Below are 15,275 nucleotides of genomic sequence, written 5' to 3'. Positions count from 1 at the left end.
CTTCTTGTAATGATACCGCTAAGTCTGGCAACCGTTCGGCACTGCCCGCGGATTGCCAATGTCGCGCCATAAAACAGGTTCAGCGAACACAGGAGCACACCATGCTGGAAGTTTTCTTCGTTATCGGCTTTTTTATCATGCTAATGGTGACCGGCGTGTCATTGTTAGGCGTCCTTGCCGCGCTGTTTATCGCGGCCATTTTCATGCTGATCGGCGGGCTGTTCGTGATGGCGATAAAAGTGCTGCCCTGGCTGTTGCTGGCGATAGCGGCCGTTTGGCTATGGCGGCATTTCCAGCAAAAACCGGTCCGCTATTATCGCTGACTGTACGTCGGGAATCGGCGCGGGATCGAAAGTTGCCGGGCAAAATGCAAAATTGTGCGCCAGCAGATATTTTTTCCCGATCCGGGCTGCTAGGATGTCGCCACAATTTGTCGCCTGCCTGGCAAAATGATGACGTGGCGCTCGGAACAGGCGATTAAACGCAGCAAAACAAACAGATTTCATCACCGTCAGGAAAATAATTAACGCCACACCATGACGGCTTCCCGCTGTACCCTACATACAGCTTGATGAAATTAGCGTTACCGCAAAGGCCTCCGTAAGGAGGCTTTTTGCTGACCAATCTACGCGATAATTCACCCCAACCCAACCCTCCCCTTCACAGGGGTTGTCTCTTAGTCACATTTTTATGCGGACTCAGAGGCAGTTTCGTGCGCCACAATGCCGCCATTTCCATGCTACGTCGTAGCACGCGCCCGACATAGGGGGCCCAAGCGCCAGCCCCCTATGAACCCGGGCTTGCGGCTAAATTATGCCGCTGCGCGGTGCCATCGGTGTTCTTGACCGCTATTCGAGCCGCCAGTGACGGAATACTCGTCTCATCCCTGAGACTCGCCCTACCGGGCCAGCGCAAGCGCTGTTCAAAAACGCTCCCGACGTTTTTGTCCGACGCGGCACTGGCTTTCGCCGCATCCATGCGGCTCACTCGGCGGTCGAGTCCACCGCTGCATAATTTTTTACGCCGGATAACAGCAAAATCCGGCATGAGCCTCAGGATTTGTGTATAAGAGACAGTCACAGGGGAGGGAGCGCGTTAGCCCCTCCCCCTTACGACACACCAGCCATTACAGACCGGGGATCAGCAGGCTTGAACCCTGCGTGACGCGACTTTCCAACGCCCGGTGCGCGGATTCGGCGTCCGCCAACGCAAATTTCTGACTGTCCGGCACATCCACCTTGATGGCGCCGCTGGCCAGCAAAGAGAACAGCGCATTGCTGGCCTGCTCCAGTTCGGCGCGATTGGTGATATAGCCGTTTAGCGACGGACGAGTAACGTACAGCGAACCTTTCTTATTCAGAATGCCCAGATTCACCCCGGTCACCGGCCCGGATGCGTTGCCGAAGCTGACCATCAATCCGCGATGGCGCAGGCTGTCCAGCGAGGGTTCCCAGGTCTCTTTCCCTACCGAATCATACACCACGGCGACTTTTTCGCCGCCGGTCAAATCGGCGACGCGCTCGGCGATATTTTCCGTGCGATAGTTAATCGTTGCCCAGGCGCCGGCCTGTTTTGCCCGCTGCGCCTTTTCCTCGGACCCGACGGTGCCGATCAGTTTCGCGCCCAGCGCTTTCGCCCACTGGCTGGCAATCAGCCCGACGCCGCCCGACGCGGCATGGAATAAAAAGACTTCATTCGGTTTCAGCGCATAAGTCTGATGGAACAGGTAGTAAACCGTCAGCCCTTTCAGAAACGATGCCGCCGCCTGCTCAAAGCTGATGCCGTCCGGCAACAGCGCCGCTTTGTCTTCCGCCACGTTATGCAGCTCGCTGTAGGCCCCCAGCGCCGACTGCGCGTAAACCACCCGGTCGCCGACTTGCAGATGCCGCACGCCGGGGCCGACTTTCGTCACCACCCCGGCCGCTTCCGTACCCAGCCCGGCGGGCAGATCGGGAACCGGATACAAGCCGCTGCGGACATAGGTGTCGATGAAATTGATGCCGATAGCGCGGTTTTCTACCTGAACCTCGCCCGCCGCGGGATCGGCGGGCGTGAAATCAACATATTGCAGAACTTCCGGGCCGCCGTAAGCTCTGAACTGAACGCGTTTAGCCATGTCGCCTCCTGCCATAGTGTGTATTAGAAGTGTGTTATTCGTCGCTTTCAGATATACAATGCCTCCTTCACCAATGGCAAATCAACTGGTAAAGAACTCGTTTCATGGCAGAAAAAAGACCAACCAATAAATCGAAAGAACCCCGCGATCGCCAAATGGAAGGATTGAAACTTCCCCCGCACTCGCTGGAAGCGGAGCAATCGGTATTGGGTGGCCTGATGCTCGATAATGAACGTTGGGATAACGTCGCCGAGCGCGTCGTCGCCAACGATTTCTATAATCGCGCCCACCGTCTGATTTTCACCGAAATGCAGCGCCTGCTGGAAATGAGCCGGCCGATCGACCTGATTACCCTGTCCGAATCGCTTGAGCAACAAGGCTCGCTGGACTCGGCGGGCGGTTTTGCCTATCTGGCCGAACTGGCCAAAAACACCCCCAGCGCGGCCAATATCGGCGCCTATGCCGATATCGTGCGCGAGCGCGCCGTGGTGCGCGAAATGATCTCCGTCGCCAACGAAATCGCCGACGCCGGTTACGATCCCCAGGGGCGCAGCAGCGAAGATCTGCTCGATCTGGCGGAATCCCGCGTTTTCCAGATCGCCGAAAATCGCGCCAGCAAAGACGAAGGGCCGAAAAGCATCGATCGTATTCTGGAAGATACCGTTTCGCGTATCGAACAGCTCTACCAAAAGCCGCATGACGGCGTGACCGGGGTATCGACTGGCTATCAGGATCTGGATAAGAAAACCGCCGGGCTACAGAAATCGGATCTGATCATTGTGGCGGCGCGTCCTTCCATGGGGAAAACCACTTTCGCCATGAACCTGTGCGAAAACGCCGCCATGATGCAGGATAAACCGGTGCTGATCTTCAGCCTGGAAATGCCCGGCAATCAGATCATGATGCGTATGCTGGCGTCGCTGTCGCGCGTGGATCAGACCCGTATTCGTACCGGCCAGTTGGATGACGAGGACTGGGCGCGCATTTCCAGCACCATGGGGATCCTGCTGGAAAAACGCAATATGTACATCGATGACTCCTCCGGCCTGACGCCAACCGAAGTGCGCTCCCGCGCCCGCCGGGTTTTTCGCGAGCATGACGGCCTGAGCCTGATCATGATCGACTACCTGCAATTGATGCGCGTACCGGCCCTGTCCGATAACCGTACGCTGGAAATCGCCGAAATTTCCCGCTCGCTCAAAGCATTGGCAAAAGAATTGCAAGTCCCTGTCGTCGCGCTGTCCCAGCTTAACCGTAGTCTGGAGCAGCGCGCGGATAAACGGCCGGTTAACTCCGACCTGCGCGAATCCGGTTCCATCGAACAGGATGCCGACCTGATTATGTTTATCTACCGTGATGAGGTTTATCATGAAAACAGCGACATGAAAGGCATAGCTGAAATTATTTTAGGCAAACAGCGTAACGGTCCTATCGGTACCGTGCGGCTGACCTTTAACGGGCAGTGGTCGCGCTTTGATAATTACGCCGGACCACAATACGACGATGAATAATGCACGATGATAGATCCCTGTAAACCGCCAGCCGCCGGCGGACAATAGCCCGGCTACCCGGCGGATGCAGGGAATATGCGCTAAGGACACAGAATGAAAACGGCAACCGCCGTCATTAATCGCCGCGCTTTGCGTCATAATTTGCAACGGATCCGCGAACTGGCCCCACAATGCCGTCTGGTCGCCGTTGTGAAAGCGAATGCGTACGGCCACGGACTCATTGAAGCTGCTCACACCTTTTGTCACGCCGACTGTTACGGTGTCGCCCGGCTCTCTGAAGCGCTGCAACTGCGCGCGGCCGGCATCAGCAAACCTATCCTGCTGCTGGAAGGTTTTTTCTCCGCCGACCAGCTCGCGCTGGCGGCGCAACATCATCTGGAAACCGCCGTTCACAGCGTGGAGCAACTCGCCGCGCTGGAAGAAGCCGATCTGCCGCAGCCCATCCGCGTCTGGATGAAGCTCGACACCGGCATGCATCGCCTCGGCGTATTGCCGGAACACGCCGAAGCCTTCTATCAGCGCCTGACGCAATGCCGCAATGTGGTGCAACCGGTGAACGTTATGAGCCATTTTTGCCGCGCGGACGAGCCCCAGGTCGACACCACCGAGCGCCAGCTCGCCTGCTTCGATGCATTCACGCAGGGTAAGCCCGGCGCCCAGTCTATCGCGGCATCGGGCGGCATTTTGCTGTGGCCGCAGGCGCACCGCGATCAGATTCGCCCGGGCATCGTCCTGTACGGCGTTTCGCCGACGGAGAGCCAAAACGCCGCCGATTTTGGTTTACGGCCGGCGATGACCTTTACCTCGCACCTGATCGCCGTGCGTGAACATCGGGCGGGGCAACCCGTCGGCTACGGCAGCATCTGGACCAGCGAACGCGATACCAAACTGGGCGTTGTGGCGATCGGCTACGGCGACGGCTACCCGCGCAGCGCGCCCGCCGGCACGCCGGTGTGGATAAACGGTCGGGAAGCGCCGCTGGCCGGACGCGTGTCGATGGATATGATTACGGTCGATCTGGGGCCGGATGCCCAGGATAAGGTCGGCGACCCGGTGATTATTTGGGGCGACGTGTTGCCGGTTGAAAAAATCGCCGCGCATACCGGTATTAGCGCTTATGAATTAATCACCCGACTCACCCAGCGCACCCGGCTGGAATATATCGACGAGTGAAGGGCAAAAAACGGGCCATCGCAGTGGCCCGTTTTTGCAGGTTAACTACGGACTGACCGCCAGCCACTCGCCGACAATTTTGTGGTACTCGCCGGTCGCCTTGCTCAGGTGCAGCCACTGGTCGACATACTGCTTCCAGGTAATATCATCGCGCGGCAGCATATAGGCTTTCTCTCCGTACTGTAACGGCTTATCCGGGTTAATCGCGCACAGCGCCGGGTAATGTTTCTGCTGAAACAATGCTTCCGAGGCTTCCGTCACCATCACATCCGCTTTTTTATCCACCAGTTGTTGGAAGATGGTCACGTTGTCTTGCAATATCAGCGTCGCCTGCGGCAGATATTGATGCGCGAAGGCCTCATTGGTGCCGCCCGCCGGTTCGATCAAACGTACCGACGGCTGATTAAGCTGCTCAATAGTCTGGTATTTGTCTTTATTTTCACAACGCGCCAGCGGGATTTTGCCATCCACATCCAGCGTGGTAGTGAAGAACGCCGCCTTTTGCCGCGCCAGCGTCACGGAGATGCCGCCCATCGCGATATCGCATTTACCCGCCTGTAAATCCGGCAGCAGCGTCTTCCAGGTGGTTTTCACCCAATTCACCTTTACGCCCAGGCTTTGCGCCAGCGATTCGGCCATTGAGATATCAATCCCCTCGTAGCGGCCATCGTCGCGCAGATAGGAATAAGGCTTATAGTCGCCGGTGGTGCAAACCTTCAACTCTCCCCGCGCCAAGACCTTATCCAGATGAGACTGCGCGCTTGCGGCCCCGGCCATTAACAACAGTACAAGTGGACTCCATTTGATCATCGCGTTTCCCCGCAACATAGAATAAGACAGATGAAATAATCGGCAATCGACCACGGATAAAGCGATAGCCGCACCGCCAGCGCGCCGACATAAAACCGCAGAATACGGTAAATCATCTGATTGGTCGCGCGTGGAATGCGGTCTTCCGGGTAAAATGGCGCAGGTTTTTTCGGTCATGCTATCGTTCATCGCCGATGACGATAGACAACACGGGATAAAAAGCTGTTAGTCTGTGTTCTTGATTATCCGGCGCCGTTTGGGGAGAACCATGTACCACATTGATGACTTTGATCTGAAAATCCTGACGTTATTACAGTCCAACGCGCGGCTGACCAATCAGGAGCTTAGCGATCTGGTCGGGCTTTCCGCCTCCCAGTGCTCCCGCCGCCGTATCGCGCTGGAGCAGGCTCAGTTGATTCTTGGCTATCACGCCCGCCTTTCCCCCAACGCGGTTGGCCTGGAGTGTCTGGGATTGATCGAAGTGCGGCTGATTAACCATACCGCCGACTATGTTGAAAGTTTCCATCGGATGCTGGGGGAAGTCGACGCCATTATCGATGCCTATAAAACCACCGGCGATGCCGACTACCTGTTGAAAGTCGCGGTGGCGGACCTGCCTGGGCTGAGCGCGTTAATCAGCCGGATTCTGTCGCAAAACAAGAGCGTGGCGCACCTGAAAACCTCGGTGGTGCTTAATCGTATTAAAGAAAACGGCCTGATGACGCCTGAACCGCCCCCATTGCCCTAACATGGGGCGTCGCGCCTCCCGCCGGTGCAACGCACTGGGTAATTCACGCACAAAACAACATAAAATGCACGACACAAGCGAAAACAGATTGAAAAACGCAACTATTGTGCATATTTTTCTTTTTTATAATTCAATAAGTTACTCTTATTTCTGCTTCCCGTGGTCCCAATAACGTATTATATGGTGTCATTTTTGCTTAATATCTCTGCGTTTATCGACCTTTTAACCATTGACTACCTATTGAGCCGCCATCATGGATAACGTTATTACTACAGAAAACTTGTCGCATTCCCTGTTGGAAGATGTCCTGGCCATCCTGATTGGTACGCTGATGGTCTCTTTCGGCGTTGTTCTGTTACGTCAATCCGGGGCGTTGACCGGCGGAACCGCCGGCATGGCCTTTCTGCTGCATTACCTGACGCACATCTCTTTCGGGACGGCGTTTTTTCTGCTGAATTTGCCGTTCTATTATCTGGCTATCCGCCGTATGGGCTGGAAATTCACCATTAAAACATTTTGCGCCGTGGCGCTGGTTTCCCTGTTTTCCGACCTCCACCCGCTGTTTATCCATATGGACAAGCTGAACCCGTTCTACGCCACGCTCTTCGGCAGCGTCATTATGGGATTGGGATTCATTGTTCTGTTCCGCCACAAGGCCAGTCTGGGCGGCGTGAACATCCTGGCGCTCTATCTTCAGGACAGATACGGGATCCGCGCGGGAAAATTGCAAATGGGCGTGGATATTGTGATTGTACTGGCTTCCCTGTTCGTGGTAAGCATACCTATGCTGATTGCTTCGATACTGGGCGCGACCATTCTGAACCTGATTATTGCGATGAATCATCGCCCCGGCCGCTACGCGGTTTGACGGCCCGAACCAGGGCCGTCGTCTTACCCGATACCCATAGACCCTTTCCAGGAGAGTTACGCTGTGTTTCAAAAAGTTGATGCCTATGCCGGTGATCCGATTCTGTCACTGATGGAAAAATTCAAACAGGATCCGCGCGCTGACAAGGTGAATTTGAGCATTGGTCTGTACTACAACGAACAGAATATCATCCCCCAGCTCCGTGCCGTCAGCGCCGCCGAAGACTATCTGGAGCAACAGCCCAAAAACGCCAGTTCCTATTTGCCGATGGAAGGTTTGCAGTCATACCGCACGGCGATTCAACACCTGCTGTTTGACGCCAAACATCCGGCGCTGACCGCCAATCGCATTGCGACTATTCAGACGCTGGGCGGTTCGGGCGCGCTGAAAGTCGGCGCCGACTTTCTGAAACGCTACTTCCCGAATTCAGAGGTATGGGTCAGCGATCCGACCTGGGAAAACCATATCGCGATTTTCTCCGGCGCCGGTTTCAAAGTGCATAGCTACCCCTATTTCGACGCCGACAGCCTGGGCGTGAAATTCGACGCCATGCTGTCCGCACTGCAACAGTTGCCGGCGCAAAGCATCGTTCTGCTGCATCCCTGCTGTCATAACCCAACCGGTTCCGACCTGACCAATGAACAGTGGGATCGCATTATCGAAGTGCTGATCGGCCGTGAACTGATTCCGTTTATGGATATCGCCTATCAGGGCTTTGGCGACGGCATCGAGCAGGACGCCTACGCCATTCGCGCGGTTGCCTGCGCGGGCATTCCGGCTTTAATCGCCAACTCGTTCTCAAAAATCTTCTCGCTGTACAGTGAACGCGTGGGCGGTCTTTCCGTGGTCTGCGAAGATGCCGAAACCGCGCTGCGTGTGCTGGGTCAGTTGAAAGCGACCGTGCGCCGCAACTACTCCTCGCCGCCGAATTTCGGCGCTCAGGTGGTATCGAAAGTGCTCAATGACGCGGAACTGAGCGCCGACTGGCGCGCTGAAGTGGAAGAGATGCGCACGCGTATTCTGGAAATGCGTCAAACGCTGGTCGCCGCGCTGAAAGAGGCGCTGCCGACCCGCAACTTCGATTACCTGCTGACCCAGCGCGGCATGTTCAGCTATACCGGCTTCAGCCCGGAGCAGGTTGACCGTCTGCGCGAAGAGTTCGGCGTCTATCTGATAGCCAGCGGCCGCATGTGTATCGCCGGCCTGAACCACGGCAACGTCCAACGCGTCGCCGCTGCTTTCGCCGCCGTTCAGTAGAACGCAGTCAGACGGCGCCTGAACTTTACAGCGGGTTCAACGCTTAGCATGTCATCCTGTAAAACGTTCACTGCCTGTACGGCAGTGAACGTTTTGCTTCAATGGCAGCCTGAAAATTCCCCCCGAACCCCGCCTTGAGTAAAAATAAACCCGCTTTCGCCTTTTCATCGCCGCCGCGGCTTATCTCGCCTGGCGGATAACCAACGACATCAGCCGAAAAGCCATTATTTGAATTTCGTCACAGTTTTTATGTGGGATTAATCAATTTCATTGCCTTTTTCCTTGTTCAGAACGAACATTGTTACCGGTAACAATGTTCGTTCTGAACCATCTGACAGGAGAGCCGGGCGTAAGCTGGCGTGTATTAATCAATGAGCACTGAACAAAAAAAAGCCCACCACGTTTTTATTTTGATGGGCGTATCCGGCAGCGGTAAATCTGCCGTCGCCAGCACCATTGCCGCCCAGTTGGGCGCCGCCTGCCTTGATGGCGATTTTCTGCACCCGCGCGCCAATATCAGCAAAATGGCTTCCGGTCACTCCCTTGACGATCTGGACCGCGCTCCCTGGCTGCGGGCGTTAAACGACGCCATTTTCGCGATGCAGCGCACCAATCCGCTCTCCCTGCTGGTCTGCTCGGCGCTGAAACAGGACTATCGCGATAAACTGCGCGAAGGCAATCAACACGTCTCGTTTATCTATCTGAAAGGCGATTTCGCGGTGATTGAACAACGTCTGAAAGCCCGTAAAGGCCACTTTTTCAAACCTCAGATGCTGGTTTCCCAATTTGCGACGCTACAGGAACCGAACGAGCAGGAAACGGACGTGTATGCCGTTGATATCAACCAGGCTCTGGACGGCGTCGTGGCTGATGCAGTGCAAATCATTCAGCAGGTTAGGGATAAGGAATGATGGCTACGCTGACATTAGTGTTAACGGCGGTGGGTTCGGTATTGCTGTTGCTGTTTCTGGTGATGAAAGCGCGGATGCATGCCTTTGTCGCCCTACTGTTGGTTTCCGTCGGCACAGGCGTGCTTTCCGGTATGCCGCTGACGGAGATTGCCGCCACGATGGAGAAAGGTATGGGCGGTACGCTCGGCTTTCTCGCCGTAGTGGTGGCGCTGGGCTCCATGTTCGGCCGTATTCTGCATGAGACCGGAGCGCTCGATCAAATCGCCAGACGGATGGTCGACTGGTTTGGTGAAAGCCGGGCCAATCTGGCTCTCGGGGTTGTCGGTTTAATCTGCGCGCTGCCGCTATTTTTTGAAGTGGCCATTATGTTGCTGATCGGTATGGTGTTCGCCGTCGCCCGGCGTACCGACGGCAACCTGGTCAAGTTGCTGATCCCGCTGTTCGCCGGGGTCGCCGCCGCCGCCGCGTTTTTACTTCCAGGCCCGACGCCGATGTTGCTGGCTTCGCAGATGCATGTGGATTTCGGCTGGATGATCGCTATCGGCCTTGCCGCCGCCATCCCCGGCATGCTGGTGGCTGGACCGCTGTTTGGCAGTTTCATTAGTCGATATGTTACGATCCCTATCCCGCAGAGTGAAACAGGCGAGCCGGAACTGGACAGTAACGTGATGCCGTCATTTGGTTTTAGCGTCGCGTTGGTGCTGTTTCCGCTGGTGCTGGTAGGTATGAAAACCATTGGCACGCTGTTCGTGGAGCAAGGTTCCACGCTTTACGACTGGATGGAGCTGATTGGTCACCCGTTTATTTCCATCTTACTGGCCTGTTTGCTGGCGATCTATGGGCTTGCCCGCCGTCAGGGGATGAGCAAAGCGCGGGTGATGGATATCTGCTCCGCCGCGTTGCAACCAGCCGGTATTATCCTGCTGGTGACGGGGGCCGGCGGCGTTTTCAAACAGGTTCTGGTCGATTCCGGCGTGGGGCCGGCATTAGGTAGCGCGCTGATCGATACCGGTTTGCCCATTCCCGTGGCTTGCTTCGTGCTGGCGGCGGCGATTCGCATTATTCAGGGGTCGGCAACCGTCGCCTGCCTGACCACCGTGGGGCTGATTATGCCGGTGGTGGAGGTTTTATCCTTCAGCAATGCGCAGATAGCCGCGTTGGCGGTTTGCATCGGCGGCGGCGCGATTGTGCTGAGCCATGTGAATGATGCCGGCTTCTGGCTGTTCGGCAAACTGACTGGCGCAACCGAAATCCAGACGTTAAAGACGTGGACGCTAATGGAGACCATCCTGGGTACCACCGGTGCGCTCGTCGGTATGATCGCCTTCACTCTGCTGTAAACGTTGATGTTATTAAATCTGTTAATTGTATGATTTAAAAATAAAAATACTTAATGTTGTGCGGCGTGTGTCGTGTAAGGAATGTATATTATGAATCCCATCGTATCTCGTATTACGCAGCGTATTATTGAACGCTCGCGCAAAACACGCGGTCGCTACCTTGAACGTATTGATGCGGCCTGTAGCAAGACCGTGCATCGTTCCCAGTTGGCTTGCGGCAACCTGGCGCACGGCTTCGCCGCATGTCAGCCTGATGATAAAGCCGCATTAATGAATATGTTGCGTAACGATATTGCGATCGTTACGTCGTATAACGATATGTTGTCCGCTCACCAGCCTTATGAAACCTACCCGGAACGTCTGAAACAGGCGCTGCATCGGGTTGGCGCCGTCGGACAAGTCGCGGCGGGCGTGCCGGCGATGTGCGATGGCGTGACCCAGGGACAAGACGGCATGGAACTGTCGCTGATGAGCCGCGATGTGATTGCCATGTCGGCCGCGGTGGGGCTGTCGCACAATATGTTCGACGGCGCGCTGTATCTGGGGATTTGCGATAAAATCGTTCCCGGTCTGGTGATGGCCGCGCTGTCGTTTGGCCACCTGCCGGCGATTTTTGTTCCCGCCGGCCCGATGCCGAGCGGCTTGCCGAATAAAGAAAAGGTGCGTATCCGTCAACTGTTTGCGGAAGGCAAGCTGGATCGTCAGGCTCTGCTGGAGTCGGAATCCGCCTCCTATCATAGCGCCGGAACCTGTACGTTTTACGGCACCGCCAACTCGAATCAGATGGTGGTGGAAGTGATGGGCCTGCACTTGCCGGGCGCGTCTTTCGTCCCGCCCGGCACCGCGCTGCGCGATGCCCTGACGGATGCGGCCGGCAGCCAGATTACCCGCCTGACGCAAAACGCGGACAACTTCATGCCGATCGGCAAACTGGTCGACGAAAAGGTCGTGGTGAACGGCATCGTGGCGCTGTTGGCCACCGGCGGCTCCACCAACCACACCATGCACCTGGTCGCCATGGCGCGTGCGGCCGGCATCATCATTAACTGGGATGATTTCTCTGAACTGTCGGATGTCGTGCCGCAGCTGTGCCGCATCTATCCTAACGGTCCCGCTGATATTAACTATTTCCAGGCCGCTGGCGGCGTGGCGATTTTGATTCGCGAACTGCTGAAAGGCGGATTGCTGCATGAAGACGTTAATACCGTCGCCGGCTTTGGCCTGAGCCGCTATACGCACGAACCCTGGTTGGATAACGGCAAACTGGCCTGGCGGGAAGGACCGCAAGCATCGCTGGATGAGAGCGTGATCGCCAGTTTCGAAAAACCCTTTGCTCACCACGGCGGCACGAAAGTGCTGACGGGTAATCTGGGACGCGCGGTAATGAAAACCTCGGCGGTGCCGGTGGAAAATCAAATCATCGAAGCGCCGGCCGTCATTTTTCACAGCCAGCACGATGTCAGCCCGGCATTTGAAGCCGGGAAGCTGGATCGGGATTGCGTGATCGTCGTGCGCTATCAGGGGCCGTGCGCCAACGGCATGCCAGAGCTGCATAAATTGATGCCGCCGCTGGGCGTGCTGCTGGATCGCGGTTATAAAGTGGCGCTGGTGACCGATGGCCGTCTGTCCGGCGCGTCGGGCAAAGTGCCGTCTGCCATCCACGTCACGCCGGAAGCCTACAGCGGCGGCGTGCTGGCCAAACTGCGCGACGGCGATATCGTTCGCGTCAACGGCCAGACCGGTGAATTAAGCGTACTGATTGACGATACGGAGCTGGCGGCCCGCGAGATTGAGCAACCGGATCTCTCCGAACAGCATATCGGCTGCGGCCGGGAACTGTTCGGCGCCTTGCGCGAACAGCTATCGGGCGCCGAACAGGGCGCAACCTGCATCCGCTTCGATTAATATCATCGCCGGCAGCGGTTTCGTCTGATACGCGACCGCTGCCCTATGCGGATAGCCAACCAACTGGCAAAGCCTGCTGCCGGCAGTGAACCAGACCGATGAATTGAGCGTACTGATTGACGATTTCTGAGCTGCCTGTGCGGCAGTGAACGGAATCGAGCTGGGAGCTATAAGCCCCATTAGTTTCTAAGCTGCCTGTACGGCAGTGAACCACGTAGACGAAAATACTCACGCAAATGTTCATTTCTAAGCTGCCTGTACGGCAGTGAACTTAGCGGCGGTTTTTTTGAGAGTGTCACGGATTTTCTAAGCTGCCTGTACGGCAGTGAACAACCAAAATTCAGCGCCAGCGCCTTTTGGGCTTTTCTAAGCTGCCTGTACGGCAGTGAACCATTCTTATCCCCTTTCTTTGGAAGTGGGTCTTTTCTAAGCTGCCTGTACGGCAGTGAACGGTCTTTCGACGGTAGCGCCCCGACTGGCGCATTTCTAAGCTGCCTGTACGGCAGTGAACTCGCCCATTCGTTGGGCTGGGATATCAGCAGCTTTCTAAGCTGCCTGTACGGCAGTGAACAACATTGATGGTTACGCATTAGATGGCGAGCTTTTCTAAGCTGCCTGTACGGCAGTGAACGTTGCAATGAATGCGACGGCAGCAGCCATTAATTTCTAAGCTGCCTGTACGGCAGTGAACAGATGATGATAGACCGGATGTGTTTCTCGCATTTTCTAAGCTGCCTGTACGGCAGTGAACAGACGAAGGACTTTGTTGTCCGGGCCGTCGAATTTCTAAGCTGCCTGTACGGCAGTGAACATAAGAGCATTGCGTACGCGCCGAATCCGTGATTTCTAAGCTGCCTGTACGGCAGTGAACGCAGACGGGATATCAGTCCCCGGAACATGCGCTTTCTAAGCTGCCTGTACGGCAGTGAACTGTTAGAAATTAATCACTTTTACCTGATTGTTAAAGAAAAAAAACGTTTACGCGATAAAAACCCTTTTTTCGGTCATTCGGTCAACCTTATATAAAATCAATAAGTTAAGATTGACCGAAAAAAAAGGGTCAGAACCACGGCACGGTGGCGGTCGCACTCAATCCGTATGAACTGAATGTCCCTATAGCCGGCGTATCTTGAAGCGGTCCTTGCGAGATAAATAACCTGAACATCTCACCGGATGACAAACTTTTTAACTGTAGATACGGCAAATTGGTCCGCTTCTCGCAGGTAAACGGTATCCGCTCTGCGGCCTGCTGCTCAGTCAACCATCCTTTATTTACCGAACGACGTCGCAAACGCAGCGCGCTGCTTTTTACCTGGATGCGTTGTACCGTGCGAAATTTTGCCCCTTCAGGCACCGGCTGAATATCGCTGATTTGCGTATAGTCACGCAGCCCTTTCAACCAGGTAGTGCTTTGCAGTTCGGTCAATGCGGGCGATGAACCATGTAAACGAATTTTTTCGCCCAGCACCTTGCCCGCATCGGGAAAACTCACGCCAATATCGCCTCTTCCCCGTTGCCCCAACGCCCGATGCAATTTGGCGAATAGCGCATTGAGCAAGTCGGCGGCTGTGAACTCGGGATCGGGCAGTACCTTTATCTCTAGAAAGTGATCCATACCCGCATCCTTATTCTCCTTTCTCACCAAACACGCCACCGCGAATCAACGTGGCGACAACATAGTGCTGCTGTTCTTTTTCCGGCGGGATCCCTTTTGTCACCCAGTTATCCAGCAACGTGTAGAAATCCATTTTCTGTTTCGGTTGACGGTAGGCTTTTCCCCGACTGGTCACCGAGCCATAGGGCTCTACGGCAATTGGCCCCAGCGCCAGTTCGGCTGCCTCTGGGTACCAATCATCGATAGTACGCAGCGCATTGCCAATCTTTTGTGAATGCAGGGCGGCCACGCCGTCCACCTGATACAGGATCTTGCTTTTCTTACTGCTGCTATCCAGCACTAGCTCCTGAGAGGGGAACACTTCCTGACCGGCGCCGAGGCGCACAAATGCGTCTATGGTAAAAAAGGCCGATCCCTCTCCCGTCAATCCCTGTTCAATGGCGGCCGCCAACTGTGCTAAATCGCCATCCGGCTTACCAAACTGTCGCAGTGAATAATCTTCACTATTGAAGGTCCAACGCTTTTCACCTTGGGTCACCCTAACTTTCAGCGCCTCAGCCCCGACGCGGTTGCGCCACAAAAATCGGCCATTGGCCAGGTTTTCCGCATAGCGCGCCGCCAGTACGGCAAAACCCTGTTCGGCGATATAGTCGTCAATCACCCGTGATAGTTCAGCCTGATAGTCCTGATCGTTACAGACGGAAGGCGTTGACAGATTACCCAATACGCGTAGCGAAAAGCTGACTTTCAGCGTATCGGCATCAAAAGGCAGCGCGGCGACATCGACACGTTGCAGGTTCGCTTTTTGGATTTCGGCATCCAGTTTAGCCGGGTCGCTCGCCAGTGCGTTTTTCAGACGGTTTGAGATCGTGCCGCGTACCGCTTTTTCTTTAATCTCGATCGGCCGCCAGTCGGAAGAGTGCTCCCAGTTACCGGAAAACATCTGCGCGTCGGAATTCGCCAGTTTACGTTCAAACGCCAGGACCGATGCCGTTTTAATGCTTGCTTTAGCCATGATTAA

14 protein-coding genes, 1 pseudogene and 1 CRISPR repeat array are annotated in these 15,275 nt (G+C 55.5%); of the genes and pseudogenes, 9 read left to right on the top strand and 6 right to left on the bottom strand.

Annotation, left to right across the window (positions count from 1 at the left end):
- Nucleotides 1-101 precede the first annotated feature (101 nt).
- Nucleotides 102-323 (top strand): envelope stress response protein PspG, encoded by a 222-nt coding sequence (gene pspG / locus ABRZ26_RS12425; RefSeq protein WP_319604447.1) that lies wholly within the window; start codon nucleotides 102-104, stop codon nucleotides 321-323.
- Here the strand turns inward: pspG and ABRZ26_RS12420 are convergent.
- Together ABRZ26_RS12420 and ABRZ26_RS12415 are read right to left on the bottom strand one after the other, a co-directional pair.
- A complete protein-coding gene (locus tag ABRZ26_RS12420; protein ID WP_319604446.1) occupies nucleotides 279-533 on the bottom strand; it encodes a hypothetical protein in 255 nt (84 codons plus the stop codon). The genes pspG and ABRZ26_RS12420 overlap by 45 nt on opposite strands.
- A 593-nt stretch (nucleotides 534-1,126) precedes the next feature.
- Entirely contained in the window at nucleotides 1,127-2,116 is a 990-nt protein-coding gene (locus ABRZ26_RS12415) for a quinone oxidoreductase (RefSeq protein ID WP_319604445.1), read from the bottom strand.
- A 104-nt stretch (nucleotides 2,117-2,220) separates the two neighbouring features.
- On the opposite strand from ABRZ26_RS12415, the gene dnaB reads away from it, so the two are divergent.
- The gene (gene dnaB, locus ABRZ26_RS12410; protein WP_319604444.1) at nucleotides 2,221-3,627 is read left to right on the top strand and encodes a replicative DNA helicase; all 1,407 of its coding nucleotides are present in this window, start codon (nucleotides 2,221-2,223) and stop codon (nucleotides 3,625-3,627) included.
- A 93-nt stretch (nucleotides 3,628-3,720) separates the two neighbouring features.
- Entirely contained in the window at nucleotides 3,721-4,800 is a 1,080-nt protein-coding gene (alr, locus tag ABRZ26_RS12405) for an alanine racemase (RefSeq protein WP_319604443.1), read from the top strand.
- 45 nt (nucleotides 4,801-4,845) lie between these two features.
- Here alr and ABRZ26_RS12400 read toward each other — a convergent pair whose 3' ends face one another.
- Together ABRZ26_RS12400 and ABRZ26_RS12395 are read right to left on the bottom strand one after the other, a co-directional pair.
- Nucleotides 4,846-5,610: a transporter substrate-binding domain-containing protein gene (locus ABRZ26_RS12400; RefSeq protein ID WP_319604442.1), complete on the bottom strand. Its 765-nt coding sequence runs from the start codon at nucleotides 5,608-5,610 to the stop codon at nucleotides 4,846-4,848.
- A 50-nt stretch (nucleotides 5,611-5,660) separates the two neighbouring features.
- A pseudogene (locus ABRZ26_RS12395) lies at nucleotides 5,661-5,759 on the bottom strand (hypothetical protein); the annotation flags it as partial.
- Nucleotides 5,760-5,878: 119 nt separating this feature from the next.
- Between ABRZ26_RS12395 and ABRZ26_RS12390 the strand changes: the two are divergent.
- The 6 genes from ABRZ26_RS12390 (at nucleotide 5,879) to edd (ending at nucleotide 12,639) form a co-directional block, all read left to right on the top strand.
- Nucleotides 5,879-6,358, top strand: a complete 480-nt coding sequence (locus ABRZ26_RS12390) for an Lrp/AsnC family transcriptional regulator (protein ID WP_319604441.1) — start codon at nucleotides 5,879-5,881, stop codon at nucleotides 6,356-6,358.
- 253 nt (nucleotides 6,359-6,611) lie between these two features.
- Nucleotides 6,612-7,226, top strand: a complete 615-nt coding sequence (locus tag ABRZ26_RS12385; RefSeq protein ID WP_239782192.1) for a YitT family protein — start codon at nucleotides 6,612-6,614, stop codon at nucleotides 7,224-7,226.
- Nucleotides 7,227-7,289: 63 nt separating this feature from the next.
- Nucleotides 7,290-8,483 (top strand): amino acid aminotransferase, encoded by a 1,194-nt coding sequence (locus tag ABRZ26_RS12380; RefSeq protein WP_319604440.1) that lies wholly within the window; start codon nucleotides 7,290-7,292, stop codon nucleotides 8,481-8,483.
- 371 nt (nucleotides 8,484-8,854) lie between these two features.
- Entirely contained in the window at nucleotides 8,855-9,394 is a 540-nt protein-coding gene (gene gntK / locus ABRZ26_RS12375; RefSeq protein ID WP_319604439.1) for a gluconokinase, read from the top strand.
- On the top strand, nucleotides 9,394-10,734 hold the full coding sequence (gntU, locus tag ABRZ26_RS12370) for a gluconate transporter (RefSeq protein WP_319604573.1): 1,341 nt from the start codon (nucleotides 9,394-9,396) through the stop codon (nucleotides 10,732-10,734). Before gntK ends, gntU begins: the two co-directional genes overlap by 1 nt.
- A gap of 90 nt (nucleotides 10,735-10,824) precedes the next feature.
- Nucleotides 10,825-12,639 carry a phosphogluconate dehydratase gene (gene edd / locus ABRZ26_RS12365; RefSeq protein WP_319604438.1) on the top strand — a complete coding sequence of 605 codons (1,815 nt, stop codon included), beginning with the start codon at nucleotides 10,825-10,827 and terminating at the stop codon, nucleotides 12,637-12,639.
- Nucleotides 12,640-12,762: 123 nt separating this feature from the next.
- Nucleotides 12,763-13,570: a CRISPR direct-repeat array (repeat unit 28 nt; unit sequence TTTCTAAGCTGCCTGTACGGCAGTGAAC).
- Between the two features lie 129 nt (nucleotides 13,571-13,699).
- Here edd and cas6f read toward each other — a convergent pair.
- Nucleotides 13,700-14,254 carry a type I-F CRISPR-associated endoribonuclease Cas6/Csy4 gene (gene cas6f / locus ABRZ26_RS12360; protein WP_319604437.1) on the bottom strand — a complete coding sequence of 185 codons (555 nt, stop codon included), beginning with the start codon at nucleotides 14,252-14,254 and terminating at the stop codon, nucleotides 13,700-13,702.
- Nucleotides 14,255-14,264: 10 nt separating this feature from the next.
- Nucleotides 14,265-15,269, bottom strand: coding sequence for a type I-F CRISPR-associated protein Csy3 (csy3, locus tag ABRZ26_RS12355; protein ID WP_319604436.1), 1,005 nt, complete (start codon nucleotides 15,267-15,269; stop codon nucleotides 14,265-14,267).
- Nucleotides 15,270-15,275 lie beyond the last annotated feature (6 nt).

The sequence above is a fragment of the Brenneria sp. L4-2C genome (assembly GCF_040240335.1).
Taxonomy (GTDB): Bacteria; Pseudomonadota; Gammaproteobacteria; order Enterobacterales; family Enterobacteriaceae; genus Brenneria.
The sequence above is the reverse complement of the archived record's forward strand: the minus strand, read 5'-3'. Positions and strand labels throughout refer to the sequence as shown.

What these genes read in the sequence shown, in the direction of transcription:
- ABRZ26_RS12385 (WP_239782192.1), top strand. Translation starts at nt 6,612, where the DNA reads ATGGATAACGTTATTACTACAGAAAACTTGTCGCATTCCCTGTTGGAA.
- csy3 (WP_319604436.1), bottom strand. Translation starts at nt 15,269, where the DNA reads ATGGCTAAAGCAAGCATTAAAACGGCATCGGTCCTGGCGTTTGAACGT.
- dnaB (WP_319604444.1), top strand. Translation starts at nt 2,221, where the DNA reads ATGGCAGAAAAAAGACCAACCAATAAATCGAAAGAACCCCGCGATCGC.
- gntU (WP_319604573.1), top strand. Translation starts at nt 9,394, where the DNA reads ATGGCTACGCTGACATTAGTGTTAACGGCGGTGGGTTCGGTATTGCTG.
- gntK (WP_319604439.1), top strand. Translation starts at nt 8,855, where the DNA reads ATGAGCACTGAACAAAAAAAAGCCCACCACGTTTTTATTTTGATGGGC.
- ABRZ26_RS12400 (WP_319604442.1), bottom strand. Translation starts at nt 5,610, where the DNA reads ATGATCAAATGGAGTCCACTTGTACTGTTGTTAATGGCCGGGGCCGCA.
- cas6f (WP_319604437.1), bottom strand. Translation starts at nt 14,254, where the DNA reads ATGGATCACTTTCTAGAGATAAAGGTACTGCCCGATCCCGAGTTCACA.
- ABRZ26_RS12390 (WP_319604441.1), top strand. Translation starts at nt 5,879, where the DNA reads ATGTACCACATTGATGACTTTGATCTGAAAATCCTGACGTTATTACAG.
- alr (WP_319604443.1), top strand. Translation starts at nt 3,721, where the DNA reads ATGAAAACGGCAACCGCCGTCATTAATCGCCGCGCTTTGCGTCATAAT.
- edd (WP_319604438.1), top strand. Translation starts at nt 10,825, where the DNA reads ATGAATCCCATCGTATCTCGTATTACGCAGCGTATTATTGAACGCTCG.
- pspG (WP_319604447.1), top strand. Translation starts at nt 102, where the DNA reads ATGCTGGAAGTTTTCTTCGTTATCGGCTTTTTTATCATGCTAATGGTG.
- ABRZ26_RS12415 (WP_319604445.1), bottom strand. Translation starts at nt 2,116, where the DNA reads ATGGCTAAACGCGTTCAGTTCAGAGCTTACGGCGGCCCGGAAGTTCTG.